This is a genomic window from Pandoraea communis (assembly GCF_902459745.1).
In the GTDB taxonomy this organism is placed as follows: Bacteria; Pseudomonadota; Gammaproteobacteria; order Burkholderiales; family Burkholderiaceae; genus Pandoraea; species Pandoraea communis.
In genome coordinates, this window is sequence record NZ_CABPSJ010000001.1 from 1,103,139 (window position 1) to 1,114,810 (window position 11,672).

Sequence of the window (11,672 nt, forward strand, 5' to 3'; positions counted from 1 at the left end):
CGCGGATCTCGGTCGTACCGCGGTTTGCGCGTCAAATCCGCAAGGCGCGAAGTCCCGGCAATGGGGTTTCCCAAAGCTGCGCGACTTCTCAAAACGGATGAGTTTTCATCCGTTTTTAGTTTGCGCCCCCTGCGTCGCAGCGCGCACTTCGTGTTGTACATGCGCCGGCGTGAAACTGCGCCGGACACCCCTGTCGATGCCACGTCTGATGAAGGCCGCATCGGCATTGTCGTCGGCAAGAAGCACGCGCCCCGCGCGGTCACTCGCAACCTGATCAAACGTCAGGCACGCGAGATGTTCCGCCAGCGCCGCGCGGCTTTGGCTGGCTGGGACTTCGTACTGCGACTGACCCGGCGCTTCGACAAGGGGACGTACACTGCGGCGGCGGCACCGGTGTTGAACACACTGGTTCAGGCCGAATTCGCGCAGCTCTTCGATGCGGCCGAAAAAGCCGCCCGCAAGCGCCGCACGACCGACGACAAGACGGAAGGTAGTTAGTCCCCAAACGGTAGCGCCCGAACCTGGGCATGCGCCGCCCACCCGGCCACCTCGGCCGGACTGACAGGCGGAATCGAGATGCGAAGCGTGCTGTTGTTGCTCCTGCGCGGTTACAAGCTGGTGATCAGTCCCTGGCTGGGGAACCGTTGCCGCTTTCATCCGAGCTGCTCCGACTACGCGCGCGAGGCCATCGTCGAGCACGGTGCCGGTTACGGCACTTATCTCGCGGCCCGGCGTCTATGCCGCTGTCATCCGTTTCATCCCGGCGGTTTCGATCCCGTACCGCCGGCTCGACACGTCTGCAACGCTCCCGATCCTACCGCCGAAGGCGCCGAGAAGGCCGCCGGAAGCGACACGTCGCGAACCAAGCAGGCGGTCTCGTCCGGGCCCGCGGCCGCATCGGCAGTTACGCGCCGCGCGCCGGGCCATTCCTGAGTTTCGTCCACCACGAGTTACCGCATGGACATCAAACGCACCGTACTCTGGGTCATTTTCGCGCTGTCTGTCGTGATGCTTTTCGACAACTGGCAACGCAGCAATGGCCATTCGTCGTTGTTCTTCCCGTCGCCGGAGGTGTCCACCCCGGCCGCCACGGGTAGCAATCAGACGCCGGCCAACGACCTGCCTCAAGCTGCCAACGCCGCTGCCGCTGCGGGTAGCGCACCGGGCAATGCGCCCGCCGCTGCCACTGCGCAGAAGGTGCGCATCACGACGGATGTCTTTGAGGCCGACATCAGCACGCAGGGCGGCACGCTGTCGTTCCTCGCACTCACCAAGTGGCCTGACGCCGACGAAGCCGACAAGCATGTCGTGCTGTTCGACAACACGCCGAGCCATCAGTACTTCGCTCGCACGGGTCTGATCGGCGGCGACTACCCGAACCACAACGACATCTTCACGCAAGTGCCGGGTCCGACCACGCTGACCGGCGACTCGCTGACCGTGAAGTTCGAATCGCCGGTCAAGGGCGGCCTGCAGTTGGTGCGTGCTTACACGTTCCATCGCGGCAGCTACGTGATCGACGTGTCGAACACGATCGTCAACAAGACCGACGCCGCGATCAAGCCGACGCTGTACATGGAACTCGTGCGTGACGGCCGTGAAATCAGCGGCGCGAAGTTCTCGCACACGTTCACGGGCCCGACGGTCTACAGCAGCGACGAGAAATTCCAGAAGATCACGTTCAGCGACATCGACAAGGACAAGGCGAAATACGTCAAGCAGTCGAGCGATGGCTGGATCGGCATGGTGCAGCATTACTTCGCCACGGCCTGGATTCCGAAGGAAGGCGCGACGCGCGACAACTACATCGGCAAGCTGGACAACGGCCTCTATCGCGTGGGCGTGAAAGAGCCGCTCGCGAGCATTCCGGCAGGCGGCACCGAGACCGTGGATGCGCGTCTGTTCGCCGGTCCGCAGGAAGAGCACATGCTCGAGCAGATTGCGCCGGGCCTGGAGCTGACGAAGGACTACGGTTACTTCACGATCCTCGCCAAGCCGCTGTTCTGGTTGCTCTCGAAGTTGCACGGACTGATCGGCAACTGGGGTTGGGCGATCATCGCCGTGACCGTCATCATCAAGCTGGTGTTCTTCCCGCTGTCGGCCGCAAGCTACAAGTCGATGGCGCGCATGAAGGAAATCACGCCGCGGATGCAGGCACTGCGTGAGCGCTACAAGAGCGATCCCCAGAAGATGAACGCAGCGCTCATGGAGCTGTACAAGACCGAGAAGGTCAATCCGTTCGGCGGCTGTATCCCGATCGTGATTCAGATTCCGGTGTTCATTGCGCTGTACTGGGTGTTGCTGTCGTCGGTGGAAATGCGCGGCGCGCCGTGGCTGGGCTGGATTCACGACCTCTCGACGCAGGATCCGTATTACATCCTGCCGGTGCTGATGGCCGTGTCGATGTTCATCCAGACCAAGCTGAACCCGACGCCGCCGGACCCGATGCAGGCCAAGATGATGATGTTCATGCCGCTGATTTTCTCGGTCATGTTCCTCTTCCTGCCTTCGGGCCTGGTGCTGTACTACGTGGTCAACAACACGTTGTCGATCGCGCAGCAATGGTCGATCAACCGGATGCTCGGTACCAAGAAGAAAGAAAAGGCGGCCTGACGATTCAGGTCCGACCGTCTGACTGACACTGCCGCCCGCGAGTCTCTCGCGGGCGGTTTTGTTTGGTGCATGTCAAAATAAGCCTCTGTTTTTCAAAGAATCGTTCCATGAGCGCCACCGTCTCGACTGTCCCGATCGCCGCCGTTGCCACCGCCCCCGGACGCGGCGGGATAGGCGTAGTGCGCGTGTCCTTCGGCAAGCACCGCGGCGACGCCGTGCAGCGCGTGATCGCGCGTCTGGTCGGGCAGCCGCTCAAGCCGCGACACGCGTCGTATCTGCCGTTTCTCGACGCCAGCGGCGAGGCATTGGATCGCGGCATTGCGCTGTACTTCCCTGGTCCGAATTCCTACACCGGCGAGGACGTGCTCGAACTTCAGGGCCACGGCGGGCCTATCGTGCTGCAATTGTTGTTGCAACGTTGCATCGACGAAGGCGCGGCACTGGGGGTTCGTCTGGCGGAGCCGGGCGAATTCACCCATCGCGCGTTTCTGAACGACAAGCTCGATCTGGCGCAGGCCGAGGCCGTGGCCGATCTGATCGAAGCGAGCACCGAAGCGGCGGCGCGCTCGGCAAGCCGCTCGCTGGACGGGGCGTTCTCGCGCGAGATTCATTCGCTGGTGGATCTGGTGATTCATCTGCGCATGCTGGTGGAAGCGACGCTCGACTTCCCGGAAGAGGAAATCGATTTTCTGGAGGCGGCCGACGCCTTCGGGCAACTCGAGCGGATTCGCGCGCAACTGGCGCATGTGCTGTCGCAGGCGAAGCAGGGCGCATTGCTGCGCGAAGGGATCAACGTGGTGCTGGCCGGGCAGCCCAACGTAGGCAAGTCGTCCTTGCTCAACGCACTGGCCGGTGCAGAACTGGCTATCGTCACGCCCGTCGCCGGCACCACCCGCGACAAGGTGCAGCAGACGATTCAGATCGACGGCATTCCGCTTCACATCATCGACACGGCGGGTCTGCGAGAAACGGAAGACGAAGTCGAACGTATCGGCATCGCGCGTAGCTGGAGCGAGATCGCCAAGGCGGACGCCGTGCTGCATCTGCTCGACGCGCGTTCGGGAATGACACCGGAAGACGAAGACATCGCGAAGCAGTTGCCCAAGCACGTGCCCATCGTGCGCGTGTACAACAAGACCGATCTGGCGGGCGAACCCGCGACCGTGTTGCCGAAGGAGGGCACAGCACCGCTTGGCGTGCGATTGTCGGCGAAAGGCGGGCAGGGGATCGATCTGCTACGCGCAGAGCTGCTCAAGATTGCCGGCTGGCAAGCGGGGAACGAAGGCGTGTTTCTTGCGCGCGAACGGCATTTGTCGGCGCTGCGTGCAGCCCGCGATCATATCGAGATGGCGGATGCACATGCGCGGCAGAATGCGAATGCGCTCGATCTCTTTGCCGAGGAATTGCGGCTCGCGCAGGAACAACTCAGCACGATCACCGGCGAGTTCACGTCGGATGATTTGCTCGGGGTGATTTTCAGCCGATTCTGTATCGGGAAATAGCCGGTTTTGAAGCCGGGTCTGGCAAAGCCGGGAAAGCAGTCCATCGCTACCGTTCGGCGGACTTCGGGCACATCACCCATTTTTCTCGAAAATTCCCGTAAAAAACGTAATGCTTTGAAACACTTCTAACACGTACCGTCATTGCTCCGGGAGGGGTACGGGCCTAGACTCGGAAGCGTCAGCTCCAGGGCGGCGTTGCGGCACATTTGGGGACATCCACCTCCTTGCGACGCGCGTACGCGAGGCGGAATCCACCGTGCCCGGAGTTTGTTCTTCGAGGTCCGTGTCGTGAAACGTCTTCCGGTTGTCATCGGCTTCGTTGCCGTGGCGGCTGCCCTGGTCAGTGGCAGCGCCTTTGCCTGGCGAGGTGGCGTACGTGTCTGGGTCGGTCCCGGCTACTACCCCTATCCCTACGCCTACCCGTACTACGGGCCCAGCTATTACGCGCCCCCGGTCGTCGTCGTGCCCAGCCAGCCTCAGCAATACATCGAGCAGCCTCAGCCCGGCGCCCAGAACGCTCAGCCCGGCGCAAACAGCGACACCTGGTACTACTGCGACAAGGCCGGTGCTTACTATCCCTACGTGAAGACGTGTCCGAGCGGATGGCGCGAAGTGCCCGCGCAGCCGGTGAACTGATCTGGAGACGCGCCATGTCATTTGAATCGCCCCTCGTCTCCCAACCCCGCAAACCGTCGACGGCCATCGCGGGTGCCGCACACCACGTACGCGCCACCCGGCGTCTCGCTGTGCCCTTGACCATCGTCGCCGCCGCCGCCACACTCGCCGGTTGTGCCGTGGCACCTGCCGGCCCAAGCCTCATGGCATTGCCGGGCACCAACAAATCTTTCGATCAGTTCCGTCAGGACGATTTCAACTGCCGCCAATATGCCTCGGGCATGAATGGCGGTCTGGATAGCGCGACCGCCGCCAACAACAGTGCCGTCGGCAGCGCCGTAGTCGGCACGGCCATCGGCGCCGCAGCCGGTGCCGCCTTCGGAGGTGGCTCCGGGGCGGCGATCGGGGCCGGTGCAGGCCTGCTCGCCGGCAGCGCCGTGGGTATGGGCAACGCCCAGTCGTCTGCATATATGACGCAAAGCCGCTATGATCAGGCCTACGTTCAGTGCATGTATGCGTCCGGCAATCGCGTCCCCGTTCGCGGCGACATGGTATTGCCGCAGCCGGCGCAGCGCTATGCGCCGCCGCCGCCTCCGCCCCCGGGCTGGAAGCCGCCTCCCGGCACCTACTGATCCCACATAAGACGTGACGCCGGCATCGCCCCCACAAGGTGACGATGCCGGCGAAATTGCGTCGCTTCGCCGAGACACCCAATGACCCACGATTCGATTGCCCGCGCCGTTCGCAACATTTCCCCCCTGCGCAAATGGGGCTGGGGAATGCTGCCCGGCGCTATCGCCGCCGTGCTTGTGCTCACGCCGCATGCCCACGCGCAGAACACGCCTGCGCAGGCGAACCAGGCCGCGCCGGGGAGTGGGGCAGGAACGGCAGGCGCCACAGGCTCGGGCACCTTCAATCCGAGTGCCGACATCTCGCGCGCGGTCTCTCGCGACACGACCGACACGGCCATTCAGAACAACTGGAACAGCATCATGCGCCCGCCCGTGAAAGACAACCCCGAAGACAAACCGGTAGCGACGCCGCGCCGCGGTCGCGGCATCACACCGGGTATCTCGACAAACTGACACGAGCGGCATGCCACCCGCTGCGTAGCGTCCGCTCCCGCGGGTGACACCCGCCAAAGGGGTCCACACGACACCCCGCCCCCCTCGGGGCCCGGCTGGCATTCGCCCAATCGCCCGACTACTATGAGAATCATCAGCAGGACCCAACCTTTGGTGTTCTCATGCGACTTTTCCTTGCCCTATGGCCCGGGCCGGGTGTACGCGAGCAGCTTCACGCATGGGCCGTCTCGGCTCATGCGGAATGCGGCGGACGTGTGCTGCGCGCCCAGACTTTGCACCTGACGCTGGCGTTTCTCGACGAGGTCGATCCCGCCCGTCTCCCGGTACTGCTTGCGCTCATGCAACGCACACCGCTCGTTCCGCTCACGCTCACCTTCGATCATCTTGGCTACTGGTCCGATCGCAAGATCGTCTGGGCCGGTGCGCCCGCAGTTCCCGACAGCCTCATCGCCACCCGCGACACGCTGCTGTCTCAATGGCGTGCGACGGGTGCCCGAGTGGTGACGCAGTCGTTTCGCCCGCATGTCTCTCTCCTGCGCCATGCGCGTCGCGCGCCGTCGGATCCGTATCCGCGTCCGCTGATCTGGCATTGCGACGGCTACGTTCTCGTGCACTCGGTACGCACGCCGCGCGGGCCGCACTACCGCGTGCTCGCGGAGCATCGCGGCACCTTGCCCGATGGATTTTTCTTAACGTCGACGGAGAAATCGGCGATAGCCACAACGCAATACGGTATATTCGGATGACGATGCGCCGACCGGTTGGCGCGTCGGTTTTTCGTCATTCGCAGGAGGCTCAAGTGCAAGTCGGATCGATCGTCAAATCCAATCACATCGCAGTGCCGCGTGGTGCCATTGGCATCGTCACCCGCATGCTGGGAGACATGGCGATGGTGTGCTGGTACTCCGGCCAGCCCGGTGCATCGAAACAACTCAACACAGAACCGTTTTTCATTGTCGACCTGATCGAAACAGGCGATGTGATGCCCGTCGGGGGAAGCCCCATCCTGCACTGAATAGTGTGTTGCGCCGAGAGGCGCTCGGATAAGAAAACGCCGGCCCGTCTTTCGATGGGCCGGCGTTTCGTTTGTCAGGGAAACGGAACGGGATTCACACCTGGTCCGCGCGCTGGCGCATGAGCGCATCGAGTCGCGCCGCCATCCGCTCGCGCCGCTTGCGCGATGTGCGATGCAGCAGCACGCCCATGGCAAGCAACACCACACACGCAATCAAGAAGACGCCGTAGGGCAGCATATCGCCATGCAGACGCATGCTGACTTGCACGGGCGTCGCGGCCGTGCAGATGATCGTGCCCGCGCGCATGCCCGTGTAGTGCATGCCACACACGGCCACCGCCATGACCAAGGACGCCAGCCCGCGTTGCAGCGTCGTCTCCAGATGGAACGCCAGCCACAGCGCGACACTCGCCGCCACAATCGCAATGAGCACCGACAGCGCAACGATCGTCGCGTCCCATTCGAAGTACGCCTGCGTGCGCATGGCGCTCATGCCCAGGTAATGCATGCCGGCCACGCCCAATCCGCCCGCCACGCCGGCGATCGTGCATTGCAGGCCATTGCGATACGGTGCGCGGGCGACATACCAGAGCGCCGCCCCCGAGACCACGACCGCCAGCAACAGACTGCCCAGCGTCGGCCAGAGGGAATACGCCACGGGGAAGGGCATGCGTTGCGCAGCCATGCCGATGAAGTGCATACCCCAGATGCCAATGCCTCCGAGGGCCAGAGCCGACACCACGAGATAACCCAGACTGATGCGTCCGTCGTCGTCGCGAATACGCGATGCGGCCACCAGCGCGACATAGGCCCCCAGCGCCGATATCACGAAGGAAAGCAGAACAAGAAGCTCGCTGTATTGAAGGGGAACGACGCTGCCTGGCTGCATGGGCTTATCCTGTGGTTTCGCTGTCGCCCCGGCGCCGGAAGCGCGGGAGAGAGAGAACTTTATTGAGCCTGCACACACGCCCAGGGGACTGCGACGTGGCATCGTGCACGTCGGGCGTCAGCGCCGATTCAATCTTGCTCGCCCACTCGCGTCAAGGGATAAAAGCGTCTTGCGTTCGCAAGACGAAGGCGATTTGCCGCACCCGGCTGACGCGCGATGAAACGGCCCCGCTGGAAACCCTTACGGGACGCGTGATTCGCGCAACGCCGGCGGATTCGAGTGGCCGACGGGCGGGTTTCCTGACGATTTAGAGCACGGTTTCCAAACTCACGTCGCACACGATTGCCGTTCTGCGGCACCATCCGGTGAAAGATTTCGGTCGCGGTCCATCACGACGCGGCCGTCATTTCAGGGAGACGATGCATATGGCAGACGCCGCCACGGCAAGCGCCACCGCCGCGCCGCAAGGGGCGCCGCTGACCGGTGCGCGACTGGCGATCCTCACGATAGGCCTCGCACTGGGCACCTTCATGGAAGTGCTCGACACATCCATCGCCAACGTTGCCGTGCCGACCATCGCGGGAAGCGTAGGCGTGTCGAACAGTCAGGGCACCTGGGTCATCAGCTCGTACGCGGTGGCCGCAGCTATCGCGGTGCCGCTCACCGGTTGGCTGGCACGACGCGTGGGCGAAGCAAGGTTGTTCGTGTCGTCGGTCACGGCCTTCACGGTGGCGTCGATGCTCTGCGGTCTGGCGCCCAACATGGAAACGCTCGTCTTCTTCCGTTTGTTGCAGGGCCTTGTGTCCGGCCCGATGGTACCGCTCTCGCAGACCATTTTGCTGCGCAGCTTCCCCGAGAAAAAGCGGGGTCTCGCGCTCGGGCTGTGGGCCATGACCGTGATCGTCGCGCCAATCTTCGGTCCCGTCGTGGGCGGGTGGATCACAGACAATTACACATGGCCGTGGATCTTCTACATCAATGTGCCCGTCGGCATCTTCTCGGCGGCGTCCTGTTTCCTCCTGTTACGCGGGCACGAAACAAAGACGCAGAAGCTGCCCATCGATCTGATCGGCCTGGCGTTGCTGGCCATCGGCGTGGGGTCTTTGCAGATGATGCTCGACCTCGGCAAGGACCGCGACTGGTTCAACAACAGCCTGATCGTCACGCTCGCGCTCTCCGCCGCGATCTGCCTGTCGTTCCTGATCCTGTGGGAGCTGACATCCGATAAGCCCATCGTCGACCTGACACTGTTCAAGGATCGCAACTTCGCGTTAGGCGTGGTGGTGATTTCGTTCGGCTTCATGACGTTCTTCGCCTCGGTGGTCATCTTCCCGCTGTGGCTGCAAACGGTCATGGGCTACACGCCGGGCAAAGCCGGGCTGGCGACGGCGCCTGTTGGCCTGCTGGCGCTAGTGCTCTCACCGCTCATCGGGCAGAACATGAATCGGCTGAACCTGCGGGCAGTCGCCTCGTTCGCGTTCGTCGTGTTCGCCGGGGTGTCCTTCTGGAATTCGCACTTTGCGCTGAATCTGTCGTTCGCGAAGGTCATCGAGCCCCGGCTCGTTCAGGGCATCGGTATCGCATGCTTCTTCGTGCCTGTGACGACCATCACGCTTTCGAGCATTTCAGACGATCGCCTCGCCGCGGCCTCCGGGCTGTCGAACTTCTTCCGCACCCTGTCGGGCGCCATCGGCACCGCCGTGAGTACGACCCTGTGGGAAGACCGGGCGATCTACCATCACGCAAGGCTCGCCGAGAGCATCACCCCCTATTCCGACGCCACGACGAGCTATCTCGACCAGTTGCGCCAAGGGTTGGGGCTCGCAAACGGGGCCGACTTCGGCATGCTCAACGATCTCGTCACCCGGCAGTCTTTCATGCTGGCTACGAACGACGTCTTTCACCTCTCGGGATATGTCTTTCTCGTCATGGCGGCGCTCGTCTGGCTAACCCGCCCCAAGCGGGGCACCCAGGCTGCGATGGGTCACTGACATCCGCTTTCCTCCGGCCCGCACCGGCGATCGTTCCGGAAAAGCAACAATACGTTCCGGCATCCTGGCTTCTGGCCGTCACGCCCGGGCGCTAACATGCGATATTGCGCTCATTCGCCAACAGGTACCCGGCATGCTGTTCGATCTGATCGCCCGCTACGGGCTCTGGCTGGTCTTTCTGAATATCTTCGGACAAGCGCTGGGGCTGCCGCTGCCGGCTTATCCCACGCTCATCGTCACGGCGTCGACGTCGCTCTTCCCGGCGGCGTTGATTGTCGCCCTCGCGGTTTTCGCTGCGCTGCTGGGCGACACCCTCTGGTTCCTCGCCGGACGACGCTATGGCCACCACATCCTGCGGCTGATGTGCCGGCTGTCGATCTCTCCTGATACGTGCGTGAGCCGCACGGAGGGTGCGATGGGACGCCATGGCGTGCGAGTGCTGATGTTCGCCCGCTTCGTGCCGGGACTCTCGGCCCTGTCGGTGCCGATGGCCGGCGCGCTCGGCGTGTCCTGGCGCACGTTCCTGATGTACGACGCCATCGGTGCGGTGCTCTGGTCGGGTGTCGCCGTAGCCCTCGGGTTCGGCTTCGCGTCGCGCATCGTGGCCGTACTCGACGCCTTCGATACGCTCGGCCGTGGCGTGCTGTGGCTGGTCGCGCTGGTCTTCGTGCTTTATCTGCTCAATCGATGGCTCAACCGTTACCGCCTGCTGCGCTCGCTGCGCATGGCGCGTATCGGCGTTCAAACGCTTGAGGCGTGGATGAACGACGAAGTGACGCCGGTCGTGATCGACGTGCGCTCAGCCGCTCGCCGGGCGATCGATCCGTTCACGATTCCCGGTTCGATCGCGATCGAGCCAGACGAAATCGCCGAGAAACTGCGGGATATTCCGCGCGATCGCCGGATTGTGGTGTTTTGCGCTTGTCCGAACGAGGTGACGGCGGCCCGTCTGGCGCAGCAACTGCGTGCGCAGGGCTTTGCCGAAGTGCGTCCGTTGCTTGGCGGCCTCGACGCCTGGCGAGATGCCGGCTACACCGTCGAGAAGATCGACGGCATCGACATGCTCGTCCCGGCACATTGATATTCCGCCGCTAGCGCAATGCATTGCGCACCACTGAATGACGCGCGCTTATCCGCAAGGAAGCGCGCGTCTTGCTTTGCATCACGCTTCGTTGAGGACTTCGCGAAGTTGGAGAAGCAGGGTTCGCAAGGTCTTCTGCGCCGCATCGGATTGCCCGGTGACAGCCTGCACCTGTGCAGGCACCAAACGCGCCTCTCGACGTAGGTTCACACCTCTCGGTGTCAGGTCGATGAACACCTGACGTTCGTCGGCCTCTCCACGGCGACGCGTCAAAAGCCCCATGGTTTCCAGTCGTTTCAGCAATGGCGTGAGTGTGCCGGAGTCGAGTCCGAGACGTGCGCCAAGCTGATTGACGGCGAGATCGTCTTGCTCCCAAAGCACCGTCATCACAAGATACTGCGAGTACGTCAGACCCAATCTATCGAGCATCGGCTTGTGTGCTTTTGTCATGGCAAGCGATGCCGAGTACAAGGCGAAACCCAACTGCTCTTCGAGACGCACGGGCGATTTTTGTGCGGCTTTTTTGCTCACTGCCATTCCGGTATGACTTCTCAGTTCCAATTCGATTGCGCGCCATTCTATTTCACCGCGTGGAATGTGACCAGTTCGAAAGACGAACCGAATGACGCGCTTCTCGAGAAATTTCAAGGGAAGTCCATGCGGCCTGCGCGCGCGGCATACGAAGCGATGACACCGGGTCGGGAGGGATGGCGGTAAGGGGCAGGGCGGTGCTTTCGTGCCGGCACGCCAACACCGGCGGTGAAACTGGCCCCGGAACACAGTGAAGAAAAGTGTCCTAACCTTGCGCCAAGCGCTCGGAATTTACCTTTATCTGAATAACGTTCAGAAAATCCCCACGGAGGTGGCTATCGCTGGCACCC

General features: G+C 62.9%; 13 protein-coding genes. 11 read left to right on the plus strand and 2 right to left on the minus strand.

Translation table 11 applies throughout. The features are described 5' to 3' along the window. The first annotated feature begins 60 nt into the window (after positions 1-60). From rnpA to PCO31110_RS05060, 9 genes are all read left to right on the plus strand, one after another. Entirely contained in the window at positions 61-498 is a 438-nt protein-coding gene (gene rnpA, locus PCO31110_RS05020) for a ribonuclease P protein component (RefSeq protein ID WP_051126575.1), read from the plus strand. 78 nt (positions 499-576) lie between these two features. After that, entirely contained in the window at positions 577-933 is a 357-nt protein-coding gene (yidD, locus tag PCO31110_RS05025; protein WP_036664670.1) for a membrane protein insertion efficiency factor YidD, read from the plus strand. A gap of 24 nt (positions 934-957) precedes the next feature. Continuing rightward, on the plus strand, positions 958-2,613 hold the full coding sequence (gene yidC / locus PCO31110_RS05030) for a membrane protein insertase YidC (protein WP_010806661.1): 1,656 nt from the start codon (positions 958-960) through the stop codon (positions 2,611-2,613). 107 nt (positions 2,614-2,720) lie between these two features. Then, positions 2,721-4,115, plus strand: coding sequence for a tRNA uridine-5-carboxymethylaminomethyl(34) synthesis GTPase MnmE (gene mnmE, locus PCO31110_RS05035; protein ID WP_150689774.1), 1,395 nt, complete (start codon positions 2,721-2,723; stop codon positions 4,113-4,115). A 288-nt stretch (positions 4,116-4,403) separates the two neighbouring features. Further along, a complete protein-coding gene (locus PCO31110_RS05040; RefSeq protein ID WP_150689775.1) occupies positions 4,404-4,751 on the plus strand; it encodes a hypothetical protein in 348 nt (115 codons plus the stop codon). A 14-nt stretch (positions 4,752-4,765) separates the two neighbouring features. Continuing rightward, positions 4,766-5,362 (plus strand): YMGG-like glycine zipper-containing protein, encoded by a 597-nt coding sequence (locus tag PCO31110_RS05045; RefSeq protein WP_306439143.1) that lies wholly within the window; start codon positions 4,766-4,768, stop codon positions 5,360-5,362. Between the two features lie 81 nt (positions 5,363-5,443). After that, positions 5,444-5,815 (plus strand): hypothetical protein, encoded by a 372-nt coding sequence (locus PCO31110_RS05050; protein WP_150689776.1) that lies wholly within the window; start codon positions 5,444-5,446, stop codon positions 5,813-5,815. A gap of 161 nt (positions 5,816-5,976) precedes the next feature. Continuing rightward, positions 5,977-6,561, plus strand: a complete 585-nt coding sequence (gene thpR / locus PCO31110_RS05055) for an RNA 2',3'-cyclic phosphodiesterase (protein ID WP_010806656.1) — start codon at positions 5,977-5,979, stop codon at positions 6,559-6,561. Between the two features lie 53 nt (positions 6,562-6,614). Beyond that, positions 6,615-6,830 carry a hypothetical protein gene (locus tag PCO31110_RS05060; protein ID WP_010806655.1) on the plus strand — a complete coding sequence of 72 codons (216 nt, stop codon included), beginning with the start codon at positions 6,615-6,617 and terminating at the stop codon, positions 6,828-6,830. 94 nt (positions 6,831-6,924) lie between these two features. On the opposite strand, the gene PCO31110_RS05065 is transcribed toward PCO31110_RS05060, so the two are convergent. Continuing rightward, positions 6,925-7,719 carry an MHYT domain-containing protein gene (locus PCO31110_RS05065; protein ID WP_150689777.1) on the minus strand — a complete coding sequence of 265 codons (795 nt, stop codon included), beginning with the start codon at positions 7,717-7,719 and terminating at the stop codon, positions 6,925-6,927. A 425-nt stretch (positions 7,720-8,144) separates the two neighbouring features. Here PCO31110_RS05065 and PCO31110_RS05070 point away from each other — a divergent pair, with 425 nt between their 5' ends. Both PCO31110_RS05070 and PCO31110_RS05075 read left to right on the plus strand, forming a co-directional pair. Continuing rightward, entirely contained in the window at positions 8,145-9,710 is a 1,566-nt protein-coding gene (locus tag PCO31110_RS05070) for a DHA2 family efflux MFS transporter permease subunit (protein ID WP_150689778.1), read from the plus strand. Between the two features lie 133 nt (positions 9,711-9,843). Beyond that, entirely contained in the window at positions 9,844-10,791 is a 948-nt protein-coding gene (locus tag PCO31110_RS05075; RefSeq protein WP_150689779.1) for a DedA family protein/thiosulfate sulfurtransferase GlpE, read from the plus strand. 81 nt (positions 10,792-10,872) lie between these two features. Here the strand turns inward: PCO31110_RS05075 and PCO31110_RS05080 are convergent, their stop codons facing one another. Beyond that, positions 10,873-11,439: a MarR family winged helix-turn-helix transcriptional regulator gene (locus tag PCO31110_RS05080; protein WP_306439144.1), complete on the minus strand. Its 567-nt coding sequence runs from the start codon at positions 11,437-11,439 to the stop codon at positions 10,873-10,875. Between the last annotated feature and the right edge of the window lie 233 nt (positions 11,440-11,672).